The sequence below is a fragment of the Pantoea sp. Pa-EAmG genome (genome assembly GCF_030024295.1).
Taxonomy (GTDB): Bacteria; Pseudomonadota; Gammaproteobacteria; order Enterobacterales; family Enterobacteriaceae; genus Pantoea; species Pantoea dispersa.
Map to the genome: position 1 here is coordinate 1 of NZ_JASEWO010000081.1, position 19,661 is coordinate 19,661.

The window sequence follows — 19,661 nt, forward strand, 5'->3', positions numbered from 1 at the left end:
GTGTGCATACCCGTTTCCCGCCTGAGCCCAATGGTTACCTGCATATTGGCCATGCAAAATCGATCTGCCTGAACTTTGGTATCGCACAAGATTATCAGGGGCAGTGCAACCTGCGTTTCGACGACACCAATCCGGTCAAAGAGGATATGGAGTTCGTTGAATCGATCAAGAATGATGTGCAATGGCTGGGCTTTGAGTGGAGCGGCAACATTCGTTACTCCTCTGACTACTTTGACCAACTGTTCAACTACGCGGTTGAGCTGATCAACAAAGGCCTGGCCTACGTTGACGAGCTGTCGCCAGAGCAGATCCGTGAATACCGCGGCACGCTAACCGCGCCGGGCAAAAACAGCCCGTATCGCGATCGCAGCGTGGAAGAGAACCTGGCGCTGTTCCAGAAGATGCGTGATGGCGGCTTCGAAGAGGGCAAAGCCTGCCTGCGTGCCAAAATCGACATGGCATCCAGCTTTATTGTGATGCGCGATCCGGTGCTGTACCGCATTAAATATGCCGAACACCACCAGACTGGCAACAAGTGGTGCATCTATCCGATGTACGACTTTACCCACTGCATCTCCGATGCGCTGGAAGGCATCACCCATTCCCTGTGTACGCTGGAGTTCCAGGACAACCGTCGTCTCTACGACTGGGTGCTGGATAACATCACCATTCCGGTGCATCCGCGTCAGTACGAGTTTTCGCGCCTGAATCTGGAATATGCGGTGATGTCGAAGCGTAAGCTGACGCAGCTGGTGAGCGAGAAGATTGTTGAAGGCTGGGACGATCCGCGCATGCTGACCGTATCCGGTCTGCGCCGTCGTGGCTATAGCGCGGCGTCAATCCGCGAATTCTGCCGCCGTATCGGTGTGACCAAGCAGGACAACATTGTTGAGATGGCGTCGCTGGAGTCGTGCATTCGTGACGACCTCAACGAGAACGCGCCGCGCGCTATGGCGGTGCTGGATCCGCTGAAAGTGGTGATCGAGAACCTGCCGGCCGGGCATGAAGAAATCATCAGCATGCCGAACCACCCGAACAAACCGGAGATGGGCACGCGTGAGGTGCCGTTCAGCCGTGAGGTGTGGATCGATCGCGCCGACTTCCGTGAAGAGGCCAACAAGCAGTACAAACGTCTGGTGCTGGGTAAAGAAGTTCGTCTGCGCAACGCTTATGTCATTCGTGCCGAGCGCGTGGCGAAAGATGAAGCCGGCAACATCACCTGCATCTACGCAACCTGCGATGTCGACACCCTGAGCAAAGATCCGGCCGATGGCCGCAAGGTGAAAGGCGTTATCCATTGGGTGTCGGCGATTCACGCGCTGCCTGCCGAATTCCGCCTGTACGATCGTCTGTTCAGCGTGCCAAATCCGGGCGCGGCCGAGGATTTCCTCACCACCATTAACCCGAACTCGCTGGAGATCAAACAGGGCTTCGTTGAGCCGGGTCTGCGTGCCGCCAGCGCACTGGCGCCGTATCAGTTTGAGCGCGAAGGTTACTTCTGCGCTGATAGCGTGTACTCGCAGCCGTCGAAACTGGTGTTCAACCGCACCGTGGGTCTGCGTGATACCTGGGCAAAAATCGGCGAATAATTTTACTGCTTGATAGCACGATATGATCAGCAAAGGGCGAGCAATCGCCCTTTTTTATTGCCCGTTATCTGCAAACGGGAATCGATTATGCTGAACCAGACAAAAAACAGTAATTGCGCGCGATTACGACTAATCTGACTTTAATAAAATTAACTAATTTACCCGTGTGAAATCGTTATTTTCAGGTAGGCTATGCGCTCTTAAATGTTGCTGTGCGGGTTAGCGAAGGAAGAAAAATGACAAGTCTCGCTCTGGAAGCCAAACATAGCGTGGTGGTTTTACATCAGCTTATCGAACGTATTTTTAATCAGGCCGAAGGCAGCGATGACAGTATGGATCTGCTGCTGTCGCACTTTCATCCCGACTTCAAAATGGTGACGCCGCAAGGCAAACAGCTCGATCTTAATGACACTGAAACCCTGTTTCGCAAACTGCACGGGCAGCGGGAAGGGATGCGAATCGCCACCAGTGAGCATGCCATCATTTCCCAGCAGCAGCAGGAAGTGACCATTCAGTATCACGAACTGCAAATGCTTAACGGCAACAACCAGACCCGCATTTCGCTGGCGGTGCTGGACTGCAGCACGCCGGTTCCGCGCTGGCGCTATTTGCAGGAAACGCTGGTCGCCTGAACGCAGCCATAAAAAAACCGGTGCCTGGCACCGGTTTTTTTATACTGCATAGCATATTCAATTACTGATCGTGGAGCGTCTCGTCTTCGCGGCAGTCTCCCAGCGCACAGTGGCCGTACAGATACAGGCTGTGGTTGCTGAGTTTGATACCGTGGCGTGTTGCAATCTCACGCTGACGCGTTTCGATAGATTCATCGCTAAACTCGATCACTTTGCCGCAGTCGAGGCAAATCAGGTGATCATGGTGATGCTGCTGGGTCAGTTCGAACACGGATTTCCCGCCTTCGAAGTTATGACGCGTCACGATGCCGGCGTCGTCAAACTGGTTCAGAACACGGTATACCGTCGCCAGACCAATCTCTTCGCCCATGTCGATCAGGCGTTTGTACAAATCTTCCGCACTGACATGATGGGACTCGGGTCCGGGTCCCTGAAGCACTTCCAGAATCTTCAGTCTGGGCAGCGTGACTTTCAGGCCAGCCTTTTTCAATGCGGAGTTGTTGTCAGTCATGCGGATATTGTCCTGTTACTTTGCTAGTCACTTACGGCGCAAAGGCCTTGAATGTGTGGTCAACGCGCATTCTCATTTGCGTCTCATTATAGAGCTCAGCCTGCGAAATGAAAACCGGCTGCGGCGGACAATTCCCCGGATGCTGTAAGGAGAAATGTCGTGAGCCTCAGCGGGATCGTGCAGATCGATGTTCCTTTTCGCGCAGTCTCAGTCTGATGCCCGAGGAATAAGCAGATGACCGTTGCGGGTATTCTACAGAATTGAGGGAAAAAGTTAAAAAACCGTAGCTATTATTTTTATAGGTAATTCCATTGCCCGATGTGAGCCAGCGCCCACATCGGACAGGAAAGCATCAGGCTTCGATGATCGCCTGCAGCTGCAGCTCATCAAAGATCTGCTTAACCCATTTGTCGACGCGCTCGTTAGTCAGTTCAGGCTGACGATCTTCATCGATGGCGAGGCCGAGGAAGTGTTTGTCGTCTGCCAGACCTTTAGAGGCTTCGAAGTGGTAACCTTCGGTTGGCCAGTGGCCCACAATTACTGCGCCGTTTGGCTCAATGATGTCGCGAATGGTGCCCATCGCGTCACAGAAGTACTCGGCATAATCTTCCTGATCGCCGCAGCCAAACAGCGCTACCAGCTTACCGTTGAAATCAATCTCTTCCAGCGTCGGGAAGAAGTCATCCCAGTCGCACTGGGCTTCACCGTAGTACCAGGTCGGAATACCCAGCAGCAGAATATCGAATGCTTCGAGATCTTCTTTGGTGCTCTTAGCAATGTCATGCACTTCGGCGACATCTTTACCCAGTTGTTTCTGGATCATTTTTGCAATGTTTTCAGTGTTGCCGGTATCGCTGCCGAAGAAAATGCCTACGATTGCCATGGAGTGAGTAACCTCTTAAATCCTGATTGTGAAAGTAAGTCAGAAGACGACACAGTTATGCGAATGATAGCAGACCGGCGAAAAGCGCGGAATGTGTAAAGCGCTGAGTTTGTGTTCCAGCGTGCGGTCTGCGCACGTTACGCCAGTTTGAGCTGCGCCAGCAGCATTTGTTCAATCAGTTCACTGCGGCTGATGTTCTGCTGCTCGGCCAGCGTATTAAGCGCGTCGACCGCTTCGCTGGACATTTTCAGCTCAACGCGGCGCAGGCCGCGCACCCGGTCGCGCTTCAGCTGGTTGCGCTTATTAATGCGCAGCTGCTCATCACGCGACAGCGGACTGGTTTTAGGGCGACCGGGACGCCGCTCGTCTGCGAAGAGATCGAGCGTGGTACGATCTGTCTGTTCTTTTGCCATGGTTTGTGAAACTGCGTGGGCGCGAACGGCGGAAAGGCGCTGCGCGATTTAAACATTTATCGGCCCGACCGCGGCGAAAAAAGCATCCGCGGCAAATTTTTAGCGCGACATCATACTCCAGCGCCCGGCGCGACGCCAACCCTAAACCGCCCGTAGCAAGCTTTTGCTTTTACAGGTTAAAAAAGCGGCGCACCGCGCGCAGTACGGCATCGGGTTTTTCTGCATGCACCCAGTGTCCGGCACCGCTGATAATGTGCGCCTGCGCCTGCGGGAACTGGCGCAGCAGCGCATCACGGTGCTGGTTGTCCAGATAGGGTGAATCACCGCCGCGAATAAACAGCGCCGGATGAGGCCACGCGGGCACCTCCTGCCAGCCGGAGAGCACCGGATAATTGTCCCATAACACCGGCACGTTGAAGCGCCATTCGCCTTCATGGAAAGATTTCAGAATGAACTGAATCACGCCTTCTTCGCGCACGTGCTCACGCATCACGTCGGCCGCAGCGCTGCGGCGCGTGACGCCAGCTGCGCTGACCGCGCGGATCGCCGCGAAGATCTCATCGTGGCGTCGCGTCTGGTAATCCACCGGCGCGATATCAATCAGCACCATTTTGCCAATCCGTTCGGGCGCAACGGCGCTCAGCGCCATGGCAATTTTGCCGCCCATTGAGTGGCCGATAACATCGACCCGTTCGATGTGGTGCGCATCCAGCGTATCGACCATATCCTGCGCCAGCGCAGCGTAGTGCATCTCTTCGCTGCGCGGTGACAGGCCGTGGTTACGGACATCCACCTGCAGCGTGGGCCGTGCATCGCGCACGCCGCGCGCCAGGACGCCGAGGTTATCCAGGCTACCAAACAGGCCATGAATTAACAGAATGGGCTGGGCATCAGGGGCAGATTGTTCAGTTTGCAGACGGGCGTTCAAAATCATGGCTAAAGTTCTTTCGGTTGAGACCTGGGCTTAGGGTATCATGGATTCACCTGTCCCGGCGCCGGGCGGTCAGGCATTAGGGCATATTCCGACTTTTGCCCGTAAACGATGCCAGCGCTACCGGCTGTCGCGGATTTAACTTTATAATCCTTATGTTAGAGCCCGCTCACATTTTGCACGACCGGATTTTGTTAAGGCCTTTGCAAAGTAGCGTGGTTCTGCCATTTGCCAGAATCGCACGGAAAAAGATGAAAACGATTGAAGTTGACGAAGAACTCTACCGTTATATTGCCAGCCACACGCAGCACATTGGTGAAAGCGCCTCGGACATTTTGCGCCGTATGCTGAAATTCACTGCCGGCCAGAGCGCATCCGCTGCGCCAGCGGCGAATGCGGCGGTAAAAGAAGCACCGGCTGCACGCAGCGAAGCGCGACCTCAGGATCGCGTGCGCGCCGTACGCGAGCTGCTGCTGTCTGACGAGTATGCGGAGCAGAAGAAGGCGGTTAATCGCTTCATGCTGATCCTGTCAACGCTTTATCGTCTTGATCCGGCAGCCTTTGCTGATGCCACTGCCTCGCTGCAGGGCCGCACCCGCGTCTACTTTGCGGGTGACGAGCACACGCTGCTGCAAAATGGCACCCATACTAAGCCGAAGCACGTCCCCGGCACGCCGTACTGGGTGATCACCAATACCAATACAGGTCGTAAATGCAGCATGGTGGAACACATCATGCTTGCCATGCAGTTCCCGCAGGAACTGGCAGAGAAAGTTTGCGGCACCATTTAAACCGAAGCGTCAGGGAGAAGCGCCAATGGCCAATCACCCCCGTGCCGGGCAACCCGCCCAGCAGAGCGATTTGATTAACGTTGCACAATTAACCTCGCAGTATTACGTCCTGAAGCCAGATGCGGCGAACCCGGACCATGCGGTGAAATTTGGCACCTCCGGCCACCGCGGCAGCGCGGGACGTCATAGCTTCAACGAAGTACACATTCTGGCGATTGCGCAGGCGATCGCTGAAGAGCGTAAAAAGAACGGCATCACCGGCCCGTGCTACGTAGGTAAAGACACCCATGCGCTGTCTGAGCCGGCGATCCTGTCAGTGCTGGAAGTGCTGGCCGCCAACGGCGTTGATGTGATTGTGCAGCAGGACAACGGCTATACGCCGACGCCGGCGATCTCCAACGCCATTCTGGAGCACAACAAGCGCGGCGGCGCGCAGGCGGACGGTATCGTGATTACCCCGTCGCATAACCCGCCAGAAGACGGTGGCATCAAGTACAATCCGCCGAACGGTGGACCGGCTGACACCAACGTCACCAAAGTGGTGGAAGATCGCGCGAATCAGTTGATCAAAGGTGAGCTGAAAGAGGTTAAGCGTCTGGCGCTGGATCAGGCGTGGGCCAGTGGCCACATCGTTGAGCAGGATCTGATCCAGCCATACGTTGAAGGTCTGGCGCAGGTGATTGACTTCCCGGCGATCCAGAAAGCCGGCCTGAAAATCGGTGTCGATCCGCTCGGCGGTTCCGGCATGGCCTACTGGCAGCGCATTGCTGAGCACTACCAGCTGGATCTGACCATCGTCAATGATGCCATCGACCAGACGTTCCGCTTCATGCATCTGGATAAAGATGGCGTGGTGCGCATGGACTGTTCGTCCGAGTGCGCGATGGCCGGTCTGCTGGCGTATAAAGATAAGTTCGATCTGGCCTTCGGTAACGATCCGGATTACGACCGTCACGGCATCGTCACGCCCGCCGGTCTGATGAACCCGAACCACTATCTGGCGGTAGCGATCAACTACCTGTTCCAGCACCGTCCGCAGTGGGGCAAAGAGGTGGCCGTTGGTAAAACGCTGGTTTCCAGCGCGATGATTGACCGCGTGGTGAACGACATTGGTCGCAAGCTGGTGGAAGTCCCGGTCGGCTTCAAATGGTTCGTGGATGGTCTGTTCGACGGCAGCTTTGGCTTTGGCGGCGAAGAGAGCGCCGGCGCCTCGTTCCTGCGTTTCGACGGCTCCGCCTGGTCAACAGACAAAGACGGCATCATCCTGTGTCTGCTGGCGGCGGAAATCACTGCGGTTACCGGTAAGAACCCGCAGCAGCACTATGATGAGCTGGCCGCGCGTTTTGGTGCGCCAAGCTACAACCGTCTGCAGGCACCTGCCACTTCTGCGCAGAAAGCGGCACTGTCGAAGCTGTCACCTGAAATGGTCAGCGCCGATACGCTGGCGGGCGACCCGATCACCGCACGTCTGACCGCGGCACCGGGCAACGGCGCCTCGATTGGTGGTCTGAAAGTGATGACTGAAAACGGCTGGTTCGCGGCACGTCCGTCCGGCACGGAAGACGCCTACAAAATCTATTGTGAAAGCTTCCTCGGCGCTGAGCATCGCCAGCAGATCGAGAAAGAAGCGGTAGAAATTGTCAGCGAAGTGCTGAAAAACGCCTGACAGGGCATCCTGCATGAAGAAGGCCGCGTTTGCGGCCTTTTTTTATGGCATGAAGCGATAGCCGATGCCGGTTTCTGTCAGCAGGTGCGTCGGCTGGGTGGGATTGGCTTCCAGCTTTTGCCGCAGGTGTCCCATATAGATGCGCAGATAATGGCTGTGTTCCACGGCGTTGGGCCCCCACACCTGGTTAAGCAACTGGCGCTGGGTCAGTACTTTGCCAGCGTTATTCAGCAGCAGGCTGAGCAGGCGAAATTCGGTCGGCGTCAGATGCACCTCTTCGCCGCTGCGCAGCACGCGCCGCGCGGCGAGATCAACGCTCACTTCGCCAAACTGCACCAGCGGCTCCGGCTGGCTGCGCTGATGACGACGCAGCGCCACGCGCACGCGCGCCAGCAGTTCGCCGATGCCAAACGGCTTAGTGAGATAGTCGTCAGCGCCGGCATCCAGCGCCTCTATTTTATCCTGCTCGTCACTGCGTGCTGACAGCACAATTACCGGCATGCTGCTCCACTGCCGCACTTCGCGGATGAAGGCATTACCATCGCCGTCCGGTAAACCGAGATCGAGAATCACCAAATCCGGTTTGCGCGTAGCCGCTTCAATCAGGCCGCGCTGCAACTGCTCCGCTTCCACAATCTTCAGGCCTTCGCTCTCCAGCGCCAGGCGCACGAAACGGCGAATCTCCTTTTCATCTTCGACAATCAAGATGGTCGTCACGCTGACTCCTGCGGCAAATAAGGTTAACGCATTACTTTAACAATAAACCGCGACGGCGTCCGTCACGATCTCAGTAACTCGCTGTGATCCAAAATTTTACAAAAATGTAACTTCCTTTCATCCCGGCCAGGAAATGGCTGAAAAAAGATCAAAATAGTGGTCGGATGAGTAGTAAAATTACACAACCAGGCGTAATATCTGAGGCAGATCACATTTCATAGCAAAATTTACCACGAGGAGGCATTGATGTATCAGGCATATCCACTCGCCAAAATTGTGCTGCGCCGTGTGCTGGTGGTATTGATTGGCGTACTGGCGTTGCCAGTGATGCTGTTCCGCCAGGATCGCGCGCGCTTCTACAGTTATCTGCACCGCATGTGGTGCAAAACCAGCACCAAACCGGTCTGGCTGGCGCAATCGGAAGCGGCAGGCGGTTTCTACTGGTAACGCCCGGCTTCGCGGTGATAACCCGGTGACCTCGCTCGAGGCACCGGGTTTTTTTATCTTAAAGTGGTGCGACAAACGCATTGTCCCGCTGTTATCTCGCGGCATTTCAGCTACACTTAAACCTCTACAAGATTTTGGGGGTTGTACAAGTATGAGCGAGAAAATTCCTGTAGGTATCAGTGCCTGCCTGCTCGGGGATAGCGTCCGATTCGATGGCGGCCACAAGCGTTTTGCCTTTGCAACTGACGAGCTCGCGCCATTTGTGCGCTTCGAACCTGTCTGCCCGGAAATGGCCATCGGTCTGCCGACGCCGCGCCCGGCGCTGCGGCTGGTCAAACAGAGCGACGATCAGATCCACCTGTGTTTCAGTAAAGACGGCGGGGAAGAGCTGACCGACGAAATGGCCCGCTGGTCTGCGGAGCGCGTTAAATCGCTGCACCATCTGTGCGGCTACATCCTGTGTGCCAAATCGCCGAGCTGCGGACTGGAGCGGGTGCGCGTCTACGAGCCTGACACTAACAACAATCGCAAAGCCGGCACCGGCGTGTTCACCTCGTTCCTGCAGAAAGAGCTACCGTGGTTGCCGCTGGAAGAGGATGGACGCCTGCACGATGACGCGATCCGCGAAAACTTCATGGGGCGCGTCTATGCGCTGCATGAGTTCAACGAAATGTGGCGCAGCGGGCTGACGCGCCACAAGCTGATTGCCTTCCACAGTCGCTACAAATTACTGCTGCTGTCGCATGCGCAGGATGAGTACCGCGAAATGGGGCGGTTTGTCGCAGCGATGGAACAGTGGGAGTCACTGGATGCGTACGCCTTTGAATACCGTAACCGTCTGATGCACCTGATGTCGCACCAGGCGTCGCGTCGTAATCACACCAATGTGCTGATGCATGTACAGGGCTATTTCCGGCCGAAGCTGAGTTCACCGCAGCGTCAGGAGCTGGCGCAGCTTATTGACCGCTACCGTCGCGGTGTGCAGCCGTTGCTGGCCCCCATCACCATGCTGAAACATTACATGGCAGAGTTCCCGCACCCGTGGCTGGCGCAGCAGCGTTATTTCGATCCCTACCCGGAAGCGCTGCGTCTGCGCTACGGCCAGTAAACACGGAGCGTTATGAGCACTCATTTAGTCTGGCTGCGTAACGACTTGCGCATGAATGATAACAGCGCACTGGCCGCGGCCTGCCGCGACAGTCAGGCCGAGGTGCTGGCGCTGTTCATCGCCACGCCCGGCCAGTGGCAGCAACACAGCATGGCCCCCAAACAGGCGGCTTTTATCCATCAAAACCTGTGCCTGCTGCAGCAGTCGCTGGCAGAACGCGGTATTAAGCTGCACTTTCATCAGTGCGATGACTTCGCCGCGTCGGTCGACTATCTGGCGACTTTCTGCCAGCAGCACAAGGTGGATGCGCTGTTTTACAACTATCAATATGAAATCAATGAGCGCCAGCGCGATGCTGCGGTTGAGAAGCAGCTCGATCAGCAGGGCGTGGTGTGCCAGGGATTCGATGACAGCCTGCTGTTACCGCCGGGCAGCGTACAGACCGGCAGCAACAGCATGTTCAAAGTGTTCACGCCGTTCAGCAAAGCGTTTATCCGGCGTCTGCAACAGGGGCTGCCAGAGTGCCATCACGCACCGAAAGCGCGCGCCGGGGCACCCGTGGCCGCCGGCAAAAAAATAGCGGCATTCGATTATCCTGTGGAAGAATTCGACGAAACCTGGTTTCCTGCCGGAGAAGAGGCGGCGCTGAAGCAGCTGCGCCAGTTTGCCCAGCAGCGGGTGGAAAAATATGACCAGCAGCGCGACATACCGGCGATTGACGGCACCAGCCGCCTGTCGCCATATCTGGCGATTGGTGTGCTGTCGCCGCGTCAGTGCCTGCATCGCATTCTGAAGGAGCATCCGCAGGCGCTGAACAACGGCAGCGCGCTGGTGTGGCTCAATGAACTGGTCTGGCGCGAATTTTATCGTCACCTGATGGTGGCCTTTCCGGCGCTGTGTAAGCATCAGCCGTTTGTCGACTGGACGCGCAACGTCAGCTGGCAACAGAATGAGCAACACCTTACCGCCTGGCAGCAGGGCAAAACCGGTTATCCGATTGTTGACGCAGCGATGCGCCAGCTCAATACGCTGGGCTGGATGCACAACCGGTTACGCATGATCACCGCCAGCTTTCTGGTGAAAGATCTGCTGATTGACTGGCGCGAGGGTGAACGCTATTTCATGCAGCAGCTGATTGACGGCGATCTGGCGGCCAATAACGGTGGCTGGCAGTGGGCCGCGTCGACCGGCACCGACGCCGCACCTTACTTCCGCATCTTCAACCCGACGACCCAGGGCGAGCGCTTTGATAAGCAGGGCGAGTTTATCCGCCGGTGGCTGCCGGAACTGCAAGACGTGCCGGACAGCGCCATCCATCAGCCACACGTCTGGGCGGAGAAAAACAACAAGAAACTCGATTATCCGGCGCCAATCGTGGAACATAAGGCGGCACGTAAAAAGACATTAGACGCCTTCGAGCGCGCGCGCAGCGCAGCCTGAGGCGGTCACGGAGCCGTTATGAACAATTTCGAGTTAGAACACATCGTCAATCAGCAACTCAACACCAGTGCCTTCAGCGACTATGCGCCCAACGGTTTGCAGGTTGAGGGGCGTGAGCAGGTGCGCCGTGTAATCACCGGCGTGACGGCCTGTCAGGCGCTGCTGGATGAGGCGGTAAAACGCCAGGCCGATGCGATACTGGTGCATCATGGCTACTTCTGGAAGAGCGAAGCGCCGGTGATTAAAGGGATGAAACGCCAGCGTCTGCGCACGCTGCTGGCCAATGACATCAACCTGTACGGCTGGCACCTGCCGCTCGATGCTCACCCACAGTTGGGCAACAACGCCCAGCTGGCCACGCTGTTTGATATCGACGTCAAAGGTGAAATCCAGCCGCTGGTGCCCTGGGGCGAGCTGGCTGAGCCGCTAAGCGGTCCGGCGCTGGCGGAAAAAATCGCGGCGCGCCTTGGACGCCAGCCGCTGCACTGCGGTGATAATGCTCCGGCGCTGATTCGCCGGGTGGCATGGTGCAGCGGTGGCGGCCAGGGCTTTATCGATGCGGCCGCCGCCTTTGGCGTCGACGCCTTTATCAGCGGTGAAGTCTCTGAGCAGACCATTCACAGCGCCCGTGAACAGGGGCTGCATTTCTTTGCTGCCGGCCATCACGCCACCGAACGCGGCGGCATTAAAGCGCTCGGTGAGTGGCTAGCCAGCCAGCATGGTCTGGATGTGACCTTTATCGATATCGACAACCCCGCCTGACCGCTTCGCTTATGCGCCCGGAAAACACGTGCCGGGCGCAAATCAGTTGACACATCTCCTTCACTTTCGCATAACTTATTGACTTTTCGCATAAGCGAATGCCCTCAGGCGCGCCGTCACTGCGGTCACGGCGCGTTTTATTAATGACCGGGAGGTGGGTTTTGCAACGAGCACGTTGTTATCTGCTGGGTGAGCGGGCGGTGGTACTGGAGCTGGAACCGCCGGTTTCGCTCGTCAGCCAGCAGCGCATCTGGGGATTGTGCCAGCGGCTGCAGCAGAATGAGCAGATCGCGGAAGTGATTCCGGGCATGAATAACCTGACGCTGCTGCTGCGCGATCCGCAGCTGAAAGCGCTGGATGCAATTGAGCGTTTGCAGCGCTGGTGGGAAGAGAGCGAGGTGCTGCTGGCCGAGCCGCGTCAGGTTGAGATTCCGGTGGTGTATGGCGGCGCGGGCGGTCCGGATCTGGCGGAGGTCGCCCGTGCGGCGGATCTGACCTCGCAACAGGTGGTGGAGCTGCACAGCAGCGCGGATTACGTGGTCTATTTCATTGGCTTTCAGCCGGGTTTCCCTTATCTCGGTGGGCTGGATGAGCGGCTGCACACGCCGCGTCGCGCCGAGCCCCGGCTGGTGGTGCCTGGCGGTTCGGTGGGCATTGGCGGCAGCCAGACCGGTATCTATCCGCTGGCTGCGCCCGGTGGCTGGCAGTTGATTGGTCACACGCCGCTTAGCCTGTTCGATCCACAACAGCAGCCGCCGACGCTACTGCGTCCCGGCGACAGCGTCCGCTTCGTGCCACAACGGGAGGGCGTATGTTAAAAATTTTGCGTGCCGGATTAATGACCTCGGTGCAGGATCGCGGCCGCCACGGCTGGCGGCAATACGGCATCAGCCTGAGCGGCGCACTGGATGAGCCTTCAATGCGCACGGCCAATATGCTGGTCGGCAACGCGGAAAACAGCGCGGTGCTGGAGATTGTGCTCGGTCAGTTCAAAGCGGAGTTTCGTCGCGACGGCTGGTTTGCGCTGACCGGTGCCAGCTGCAGCGCCGAACTGGATGGCCAGCCGGTGTGGACTGGCTGGCGTCTGCCGGTGAAAAAAGGCCAGGTGCTGAGTCTGTCCATGCCTACGCGCGGTATGCGCAGCTATCTGGCGGTGAACGGCGGTTTTGCCATCGACGCCATGCTGGGCTCGCACAGCACCGATCTCAAAGCGGCCTTTGGCGGCTGGCAGGGACGTAAACTGCAGGATGGCGATCAGCTGCCGCTGGGCAAGCCGACGCGCCGCTTCAGCCATCAGGCTGGCGTACGGCAGCTGTTGTGGGGCAACCGCATCCGCGCGCTGCCGGGGCCGGAGTACAACGAATTTACCCACGACGCGCAGGACGCATTCTGGCGTAACCCGTGGCAGCTCAGCCCGCAAAGTAACCGCATGGGCTACCGGCTGCAGGGCAGTCCTCTGCAGCGCAGTGTCGCACGTGAACTGCTGTCGCACGGCCTGGTGCCGGGTGTGGTGCAGGTGCCGCCGAACGGTCAGCCGATTGTGCTGATGGCCGATGCGCAAACCACCGGCGGCTATCCGCGTATTGCCTGCGTCATCGAAGCCGATCTCTATCAGCTGGCGCAGATTCGTCTGGGAGAACCGATCCACTTCATCCGCTGCACGCTGGAGGAGGCGCTGCTGGCCAAACAGCAGCAGCAACGTTCGCTTGATCAGATAGCCTGGGGGCTTGCTCATGAAGATCGATCTTAACGCCGACCTCGGTGAAGGCAGTGCCAGCGATCGGGCCCTGCTGGAGCTGGTGAGCTCGGCCAACATCGCCTGCGGTTTCCATGCCGGCGATGCCGAAACCATGCTGCAGTCGGTGCGCTGGGCCAGCGCCAATGGCGTGGCGATCGGTGCGCATCCGAGCTTTCCCGACCGGGAAAATTTTGGCCGGACCGCCATGCAGCTGCCGCCAGAAACCGTGTACGCGCAGGTGATTTACCAGATTGGTGCCCTGAAAAGCCTCGCTGAAAGTGAAGGGGCGAAGCTGGTGCACGTGAAGCCGCACGGCATGCTGTATAACCAGGCGGCGTCAGATGCAGTGCTGGCGGATGCGATTGCGCGCGCGGTCAAAGCCGTCGATCCGGCGCTGATTCTGGTTGGCCTGGCGGGCAGCGCTTCAATTGCCGCCGCCGCGCATCATGGTCTGCGCACGCGCGAAGAGGTGTTTGCTGACCGCGGCTATCTGGCCAGTGGCGCGCTGGTGCCGCGCAGCCAGCCCGGGGCGTTAATCGAAGAGGCTGAGCAGGCGCTGGCGCAGACGCTCACCATGGTGCAGCAGCGTCAGGTGCGCAGCGTCAGCGGCGAATGGGTGGCGGTGAATGCGCAGACGGTCTGTCTGCACGGCGATGGTGCCCATGCGCTGGAATTCGCCCGCACGCTGCGCGCCGCTTTTGCGACAAATCAGATTGCTGTCACCAGCGCCTGATCATTGACTGTTAGCCCGGCCTGTTGCCGGGCTTTTTATTTCTGACGAGGGGAAAACATGGATAACGTGGTCAATCTCTGGCCGTTACTCGGCATTGCCGCGATTGTGCTCGGCTTTGTGCTGCGCTTCAACCCGGTGCTGGTGGTGATTGTTGCCGGTTTTGTCACCGGGCTGGCGGCGCATATGCCGCTCGGCGATATTCTGGAGAAGCTCGGTTCCGGCTTTCTCAATACCCGTAATCTGCCGCTGATCCTGCTGTTACCGCTGGCGGTCATCGGATTGCTGGAGCGCCACGGTTTGAAAGAGCGGGCGCAGACGTGGATCGCCCGGATCAAAACCGCCACCGCCGGCCGTTTACTGATCGTCTATCTGTTCGTGCGTGAGCTGACTGCGGCGCTGGGGCTGACCAGCCTGGGCGGGCATCCGCAGATGGTGCGTCCGCTGCTGGCGCCGATGGCCGAAGGTGCTACTGAAAACCGTTACGGCAGCGTATCACCGGAGATTCGTCAGCGGCTGCGCGCCATGTCGGCGGCTACCGATAACGTCGGGCTGTTCTTCGGTGAAGATATTTTCGTGGCCTTCGGCGCGATCATTTTTATGCACAACTTTATGCAGGAGTCAGCGGGCATCAGCACCGAACCGTTGCACATCGCGCTGTGGGGCATTCCGACCGCACTGTGTGCGTTCCTGATTCATGCTGCGCGACTGGTGCGGCTCGACCGTCAGCTGTCGCGTGAGCTGGGCGCGCTCAACCAGCAGGCGCTGCGCGCAAAAGGAGGTGAGTGATGTTTCAGCAACAGTTTCTGATGTGGCTGGCCGGGGCGATCCTGCTGATTGTCGCGCTGCTGTCATGGCGCGATAGCGCCAACCCACGCCGTTTTACCACCGGTTTATTCTGGGCGCTGTACGGTCTGATTTTCCTGATTGGCGACGGTGCTTATCAACTGATGGGGCAGTGGGCCGGTGATGCGGAGCTGGGACGTCGCTGGTTGCATATTGCGGTGGGCGCGGCGGTGGTGGTCATGGCGCTGATTGCCGGGTTCGGCGGCGTGCGCCTCGGTCGCTATCATCAGCGCAGCGATGAACAGAAGCAGCAGAGCGCGCAGCGTCTCGGCAATAAGCTGTTCCTGCCGGCGCTGGCAATTCCGCTGGTGACGGTGATTGGCGTGCTGGCGTTCAATCATATTCCCGGTCTGCAGGAGAGGGTGTTTGGCCCGGGCAATCATTCGACGCTGGTCACGCTGTTTTCGATGATGATTGGCTGCGTGCTGGGCTGGCTGATTGCGCTGAAGTTTACCCACGAGAAGCCGCTGCAGTCGATGCAGGAGACGCGGCGTTTGCTGGATGCGGTTGGCTGGGCATTTATTTTGCCGCAGATTCTCGCCACGCTCGGCCTGCTGTTTACCAGCGCTGGCGTTGGGACAGCGATTTCACATCTTACCGAACACTATCTGGCGGTGGATAACCGGCTGATTGCGGTGGCGGTGTATGCGCTGGGCATGGCGCTGCTGACCATGGTGATGGGCAATGCGTTTGCGGCGTTCCCGATTGTCACCGCCGGCATCGGTATTCCGATTCTGGTGCTGCAGCACGGCGGTAATCCGGCGGTGATGGCAGCGATCGGCATGTTCTGCGGCTACTGCGGCACGCTGATGACACCGATGGCTGCCAACTTCAATATTGTTCCGGCGCGTTTACTGGAGCTGCCGGACCGTAACGCGGTGATCAAGGCTCAGGTGCCAACCGGTGTGCTACTGTTACTGGTAAATATTTTCCTGCTTTATTTCCTGATGTTCCTGTGAGGTTGCGATGAAAACGGTGTTAATGACGGCGTTCGAGCCGTTTGGCGGCGAGCGCATTAATCCGTCGTGGGAAGCGGTGCGCAGCTTTGATGGTCGGGAGTTCGGCGGCGCGCGGATTGTGGTGCGCCAGCTGCCGGTGGTATTCGCCCGCTGCGGCCAGGTGCTGACCGCTGCGCTGGAAGAGCTGCAGCCGCACCGCGTGCTGTGCGTCGGCCAGGCTGGCGGGCGCAGCGATATCAGCGTAGAGCGCGTGGCGATTAATGTGAACGATGCGCGCATTCCGGATAACGACCAGCAGCAGCCGGTCGATCAGCCGATTGTCGCGGGGGGACCGGCGGCCTATTTTTCCACGCTGCCGATCAAAGCGATGGTCGCGGCACTGCGCGAAGTGGGGATTCCGGCTTCGGTGTCGCAAACCGCCGGGACGTTTACCTGCAATAACGTCATGTATCACCTGCTGCACTGGCTGCAGACCACAGGCAGCGCAGCACGCGGCGGTTTCGTGCATATTCCTTATATGCCGCAGCAGGCGGCGCAGCATCCTGGCGCACCAAGTATGTCGACCGCCAGTGTGATTCAGGCGCTGGAAACGTCGCTGCAGGTGATTCTCAGCACTGAGAAAGACATTCGCGAAGTGGGCGGCGCAACCCATTAATCAGGAGCGGTTATGCCAGAGGGACCGGAGATCCGCCGCGCGGCGGATCAACTTGCAGCGGCAATGGTGGGCAAACCTCTGACCGAGGTGTGGTTTGCTTTTCCGGCGCTGAAGACCTACGAACCGGCGCTGATGGGGGAAACCATCGACGCCTTTGAAACGCGCGGCAAGGCACTGCTGACGCATTTCTCTAACGGACTGACGCTGTACAGCCATAATCAGCTGTACGGCGTGTGGCGTGTGGTACCGAGCGGGACTGAGCCCAATACTTCGCGCCAGCTGCGCGTGCGGCTGGGTAATGCCGACCGGGCAATTTTGCTGTATAGCGCTTCGGATATTGAGCTGCTGAACGCAGATACGCTCGGCGCGCATCCGTTTTTGCAACGCGTCGGACCTGACGTGCTGGACGCCACGCTGACGGTGGAAGAGGTGCGCGAGCGGCTGCTGTCGCCGCGTTTTCGTCGCCGCCAGTTCAGCGGTTTGCTGCTGGATCAGGCATTTCTCGCCGGGCTCGGCAACTATCTGCGCGTCGAGATTTTGTGGCACGCCAGTTTGCTGGCGCAGCATCGTGCACAGGATTTGAGCGATCAGCAGCTGGATGCGCTGAGCCACGCCATGCTGGCGGTGCCGCGTTTGTCTTATCAGATGCGTGGCAGCATGAAGAAGTATCACGAAGAGGCAGCGTTTCGTTTCGAGGTGTTTCACCGCCAGGGCAAAAAGTGCCGGCGCTGCGGTACCGTCATTGAGAAGGGCGTACTGTCCTCACGACCGTTTTACTGGTGTCCGGGCTGTCAGCATTGAGTTTTGGTCATCAATAGAAGAGGCGCGGGACAGGCCATCCCCGCATCGTCTTCCGGCAAACTGCACCAGAGCTAATGCACTGACTGGCTGAACCCCGTGACAGGCAATCCGCAGCGCTGAACAGCATGAGGAAGTCAGGATGAGACCGCATGGATGCGGGCGAAAGCCGTAGCCGGGACAGGATGTCCCGTCTACGGCGGTCCGTCAGACTGACGAAGGATGTGAAGGTACCGCGTCAGCGGCGCGAGGACGCCTGAAACGGGGCTCAGCCAGGCAGGGCTCTGCACGATGCGCCCCAAACTTTCGCCGTATACTAAAAAAGAAAAGGGCGGGATAACCCGCCCTGATTGTTATTTTTTCAGCGCCGAGCTGAATTCGCGCTCGGTGTAACCGGTGTAGAGCTGACGTGGGCGGGCAATCTTCATGCCTTCGTCGTGCATCTCTTTCCAGTGCGCAATCCAGCCAACGGTACGCGCCATCGCGAAGATCACGGTAAACATTGATGACGGAATGCCCATCGCTTTCAGAATGATACCGGAATAGAAATCGACGTTCGGATAGAGTTTGCGCTCGATAAAGTACGGGTCGTTCAGCGCAATGTGCTCCAGCTCCATCGCCACTTCCAGCAGGTCGTCCTTCATGCCCAGCTCGTTCAGCACTTCATGACAGGTTTCACGCATCACGGTCGCGCGCGGGTCATAGTTCTTATACACACGGTGACCGAAGCCCATCAGACGGAACGAATCGTTCTTATCTTTGGCGCGACGCACGAATTCCGGGATGTGATCCACGGTGCTGATCTCTTCCAGCATACGCAGCGTGGCTTCGTTGGCACCACCGTGCGCAGGTCCCCACAGCGAGGCGATACCGGCGGCGATACAGGCAAACGGGTTGGCACCGGAAGAACCGGCGGTACGCACGGTAGAGGTTGAAGCGTTCTGTTCGTGGTCAGCGTGCAGGATCAGGATACGGTCCATGGCGCGTTCCAGCACCGGGTTCACTTTGTACTCTTCACACGGTGTAGCAAACATCATGTGCAGGAAGTTACCGGCATAGGAGAGATCGTTACGCGGATACACAAACGGCTGGCCGATGGAGTATTTGTAACACATCGCGGCCATAGTCGGCATTTTTGACAGCAGGCGGAAGGCGGCGATTTCACGGTGACGTTCAATATTCACGTCTAATGAATCGTGATAGAAGGCAGCCAGCGCGCCGGTCACGCCGCACATCACCGCCATCGGGTGTGAATCACGACGGAAGCCGTGGAACAGGCGGGTGATCTGCTCGTGAATCATGGTGTGACGGGTTACGGTAGTGCGGAACTCGTCGTACTGCGCCTGAGTAGGGGCTTCGCCGTTCAGCAGGATGTAGCACACTTCCAGATAGTTGGAGTGGGTAGCCAGCTGATCGATAGGGAAACCGCGATGTAACAAAATCCCTTCATCACCATCAATAAAGGTAATTTTTGATTCGCAGGACGCCGTAGAGGTAAAACCGGGGTCGAAGGTGAACAGGCCTTTTGAGCCAAGGGCGCGGACATCAACAACATCCTGTCCCAGCGTGCCTTGCATCACATCCAGTTCCACGGAGTTGTTATCTTGTAGGGTTAGCGTCACTTTTTTATCTGTCATTTTTCGTCTCCATAGCGCCTTAGTAGGTAAGGATCTTAGACACCAGAACAGTCATCATGTTGCGTTTACCCGCCGTATTTTCGGGCCGCCGCTACACTGGCTGCGCGCGCGCAGTGCGGTCATTTACTTGCGTAAACGCCCATCATTTGCACGCTTACTGCCTTGTTGCAACCCGCACGACTTAGGCTAAAACAGAATCTTCACAGCATCACTCAGCGGTAACGTTCATGCTGCAAGGTTACGGAGCGAAATGTGTAAAGCCAATCGGTGGTGTCCGGGCATGACGCGCTGCACATCGTGGATGTTAAAGATCCTGTCACGACATAACTTCTTGGTAACCAATAACCTGACGGTTTGTGTTGCTCGTAAAGGCAATGTTACATAACTTGAGCTTAGGGGAAAGTGTAT

General features: G+C 57.8%; 21 protein-coding genes. 15 read left to right on the plus strand and 6 right to left on the minus strand.

What is annotated here, in order from left to right; all coding sequences use genetic code 11:
- The coding region (gene glnS / locus QMM04_RS12400) for a glutamine--tRNA ligase (protein WP_282996271.1) at window positions 1-1,589 on the plus strand (1,589 nt) is incomplete at its 5' end.
- A gap of 236 nt (window positions 1,590-1,825) precedes the next feature.
- Complete coding sequence (locus QMM04_RS12405; protein ID WP_021508559.1) at window positions 1,826-2,221, plus strand: hypothetical protein; 396 nt, start codon at window positions 1,826-1,828, stop codon at window positions 2,219-2,221.
- Between the two features lie 61 nt (window positions 2,222-2,282).
- Here QMM04_RS12405 and fur read toward each other — a convergent pair whose 3' ends face one another.
- From fur to ybfF, 4 genes are all read right to left on the minus strand, one after another.
- A complete protein-coding gene (gene fur / locus QMM04_RS12410; protein ID WP_021508558.1) occupies window positions 2,283-2,732 on the minus strand; it encodes a ferric iron uptake transcriptional regulator in 450 nt (149 codons plus the stop codon).
- A gap of 352 nt (window positions 2,733-3,084) precedes the next feature.
- Complete coding sequence (fldA, locus tag QMM04_RS12415) at window positions 3,085-3,615, minus strand: flavodoxin FldA (protein WP_021508557.1); 531 nt, start codon at window positions 3,613-3,615, stop codon at window positions 3,085-3,087.
- A 137-nt stretch (window positions 3,616-3,752) separates the two neighbouring features.
- On the minus strand, window positions 3,753-4,028 hold the full coding sequence (gene ybfE / locus QMM04_RS12420; protein ID WP_010616122.1) for a LexA regulated protein: 276 nt from the start codon (window positions 4,026-4,028) through the stop codon (window positions 3,753-3,755).
- Window positions 4,029-4,197: 169 nt separating this feature from the next.
- Complete coding sequence (gene ybfF / locus QMM04_RS12425; RefSeq protein WP_021508556.1) at window positions 4,198-4,962, minus strand: esterase; 765 nt, start codon at window positions 4,960-4,962, stop codon at window positions 4,198-4,200.
- Between the two features lie 248 nt (window positions 4,963-5,210).
- Between ybfF and seqA the strand changes: the two genes are divergently transcribed.
- Together seqA and pgm are read left to right on the plus strand one after the other, a co-directional pair.
- Window positions 5,211-5,750, plus strand: coding sequence for a replication initiation negative regulator SeqA (gene seqA, locus QMM04_RS12430; protein ID WP_010616121.1), 540 nt, complete (start codon window positions 5,211-5,213; stop codon window positions 5,748-5,750).
- Window positions 5,751-5,775: 25 nt separating this feature from the next.
- A complete protein-coding gene (pgm, locus tag QMM04_RS12435) occupies window positions 5,776-7,416 on the plus strand; it encodes a phosphoglucomutase (alpha-D-glucose-1,6-bisphosphate-dependent) (RefSeq protein ID WP_021508555.1) in 1,641 nt (546 codons plus the stop codon).
- A 42-nt stretch (window positions 7,417-7,458) separates the two neighbouring features.
- On the opposite strand, the gene kdpE is transcribed toward pgm, so the two are convergent.
- Complete coding sequence (gene kdpE, locus QMM04_RS12440) at window positions 7,459-8,133, minus strand: two-component system response regulator KdpE (protein ID WP_021508554.1); 675 nt, start codon at window positions 8,131-8,133, stop codon at window positions 7,459-7,461.
- 246 nt (window positions 8,134-8,379) lie between these two features.
- Here kdpE and QMM04_RS12445 point away from each other — a divergent pair, with 246 nt between their 5' ends.
- The 11 genes from QMM04_RS12445 (at window position 8,380) to nei (ending at window position 17,619) form a co-directional block, all read left to right on the plus strand.
- On the plus strand, window positions 8,380-8,580 hold the full coding sequence (locus QMM04_RS12445) for a YbfA family protein (RefSeq protein ID WP_282996272.1): 201 nt from the start codon (window positions 8,380-8,382) through the stop codon (window positions 8,578-8,580).
- Window positions 8,581-8,731: 151 nt separating this feature from the next.
- Window positions 8,732-9,688 carry a 2-thiouracil desulfurase family protein gene (locus QMM04_RS12450; protein ID WP_058775282.1) on the plus strand — a complete coding sequence of 319 codons (957 nt, stop codon included), beginning with the start codon at window positions 8,732-8,734 and terminating at the stop codon, window positions 9,686-9,688.
- Between the two features lie 12 nt (window positions 9,689-9,700).
- A complete protein-coding gene (gene phrB, locus QMM04_RS12455) occupies window positions 9,701-11,128 on the plus strand; it encodes a deoxyribodipyrimidine photo-lyase (protein WP_282996273.1) in 1,428 nt (475 codons plus the stop codon).
- Window positions 11,129-11,146: 18 nt separating this feature from the next.
- Window positions 11,147-11,890 carry a type 2 GTP cyclohydrolase I gene (locus tag QMM04_RS12460; protein WP_282996274.1) on the plus strand — a complete coding sequence of 248 codons (744 nt, stop codon included), beginning with the start codon at window positions 11,147-11,149 and terminating at the stop codon, window positions 11,888-11,890.
- Window positions 11,891-12,051: 161 nt separating this feature from the next.
- Window positions 12,052-12,708, plus strand: coding sequence for a 5-oxoprolinase subunit PxpB (gene pxpB / locus QMM04_RS12465; protein ID WP_021508549.1), 657 nt, complete (start codon window positions 12,052-12,054; stop codon window positions 12,706-12,708).
- Window positions 12,702-13,640, plus strand: coding sequence for a 5-oxoprolinase subunit PxpC (gene pxpC, locus QMM04_RS12470; RefSeq protein WP_127833805.1), 939 nt, complete (start codon window positions 12,702-12,704; stop codon window positions 13,638-13,640). The genes pxpB and pxpC overlap by 7 nt, the downstream gene beginning before the upstream one ends.
- A complete protein-coding gene (pxpA, locus tag QMM04_RS12475) occupies window positions 13,624-14,361 on the plus strand; it encodes a 5-oxoprolinase subunit PxpA (protein WP_104092698.1) in 738 nt (245 codons plus the stop codon). Before pxpC ends, pxpA begins: the two co-directional genes overlap by 17 nt.
- Before the next feature lie 57 nt (window positions 14,362-14,418).
- Window positions 14,419-15,147 carry a DUF969 domain-containing protein gene (locus QMM04_RS12480; RefSeq protein WP_021508546.1) on the plus strand — a complete coding sequence of 243 codons (729 nt, stop codon included), beginning with the start codon at window positions 14,419-14,421 and terminating at the stop codon, window positions 15,145-15,147.
- Complete coding sequence (locus tag QMM04_RS12485; protein ID WP_282996275.1) at window positions 15,147-16,163, plus strand: DUF979 domain-containing protein; 1,017 nt, start codon at window positions 15,147-15,149, stop codon at window positions 16,161-16,163. Before QMM04_RS12480 ends, QMM04_RS12485 begins: the two co-directional genes overlap by 1 nt.
- A gap of 7 nt (window positions 16,164-16,170) precedes the next feature.
- Window positions 16,171-16,818 carry a pyroglutamyl-peptidase I gene (gene pcp / locus QMM04_RS12490; protein ID WP_058775288.1) on the plus strand — a complete coding sequence of 216 codons (648 nt, stop codon included), beginning with the start codon at window positions 16,171-16,173 and terminating at the stop codon, window positions 16,816-16,818.
- A gap of 12 nt (window positions 16,819-16,830) precedes the next feature.
- Window positions 16,831-17,619 carry an endonuclease VIII gene (gene nei / locus QMM04_RS12495; protein ID WP_282996276.1) on the plus strand — a complete coding sequence of 263 codons (789 nt, stop codon included), beginning with the start codon at window positions 16,831-16,833 and terminating at the stop codon, window positions 17,617-17,619.
- Between the two features lie 350 nt (window positions 17,620-17,969).
- Here nei and QMM04_RS12500 read toward each other — a convergent pair whose 3' ends face one another.
- On the minus strand, window positions 17,970-19,253 hold the full coding sequence (locus tag QMM04_RS12500) for a citrate synthase (protein WP_021508542.1): 1,284 nt from the start codon (window positions 19,251-19,253) through the stop codon (window positions 17,970-17,972).
- Window positions 19,254-19,661: the final 408 nt, after the last annotated feature.

Bases quoted from the DNA above. Each gene is read 5' to 3' on its own strand.
- QMM04_RS12405 (WP_021508559.1), top strand. From the start codon at position 1,826: ATGACAAGTCTCGCTCTGGAAGCCAAACATAGCGTGGTGGTTTTACAT.
- fur (WP_021508558.1), bottom strand. From the start codon at position 2,732: ATGACTGACAACAACTCCGCATTGAAAAAGGCTGGCCTGAAAGTCACG.
- fldA (WP_021508557.1), bottom strand. From the start codon at position 3,615: ATGGCAATCGTAGGCATTTTCTTCGGCAGCGATACCGGCAACACTGAA.
- ybfE (WP_010616122.1), bottom strand. From the start codon at position 4,028: ATGGCAAAAGAACAGACAGATCGTACCACGCTCGATCTCTTCGCAGAC.
- ybfF (WP_021508556.1), bottom strand. From the start codon at position 4,962: ATGATTTTGAACGCCCGTCTGCAAACTGAACAATCTGCCCCTGATGCC.
- seqA (WP_010616121.1), top strand. From the start codon at position 5,211: ATGAAAACGATTGAAGTTGACGAAGAACTCTACCGTTATATTGCCAGC.
- pgm (WP_021508555.1), top strand. From the start codon at position 5,776: ATGGCCAATCACCCCCGTGCCGGGCAACCCGCCCAGCAGAGCGATTTG.
- QMM04_RS12445 (WP_282996272.1), top strand. From the start codon at position 8,380: ATGTATCAGGCATATCCACTCGCCAAAATTGTGCTGCGCCGTGTGCTG.
- QMM04_RS12450 (WP_058775282.1), top strand. From the start codon at position 8,732: ATGAGCGAGAAAATTCCTGTAGGTATCAGTGCCTGCCTGCTCGGGGAT.
- phrB (WP_282996273.1), top strand. From the start codon at position 9,701: ATGAGCACTCATTTAGTCTGGCTGCGTAACGACTTGCGCATGAATGAT.
- QMM04_RS12460 (WP_282996274.1), top strand. From the start codon at position 11,147: ATGAACAATTTCGAGTTAGAACACATCGTCAATCAGCAACTCAACACC.
- pxpC (WP_127833805.1), top strand. From the start codon at position 12,702: ATGTTAAAAATTTTGCGTGCCGGATTAATGACCTCGGTGCAGGATCGC.
- pxpA (WP_104092698.1), top strand. From the start codon at position 13,624: ATGAAGATCGATCTTAACGCCGACCTCGGTGAAGGCAGTGCCAGCGAT.
- QMM04_RS12480 (WP_021508546.1), top strand. From the start codon at position 14,419: ATGGATAACGTGGTCAATCTCTGGCCGTTACTCGGCATTGCCGCGATT.
- QMM04_RS12485 (WP_282996275.1), top strand. From the start codon at position 15,147: ATGTTTCAGCAACAGTTTCTGATGTGGCTGGCCGGGGCGATCCTGCTG.
- pcp (WP_058775288.1), top strand. From the start codon at position 16,171: ATGAAAACGGTGTTAATGACGGCGTTCGAGCCGTTTGGCGGCGAGCGC.
- nei (WP_282996276.1), top strand. From the start codon at position 16,831: ATGCCAGAGGGACCGGAGATCCGCCGCGCGGCGGATCAACTTGCAGCG.
- QMM04_RS12500 (WP_021508542.1), bottom strand. From the start codon at position 19,253: ATGACAGATAAAAAAGTGACGCTAACCCTACAAGATAACAACTCCGTG.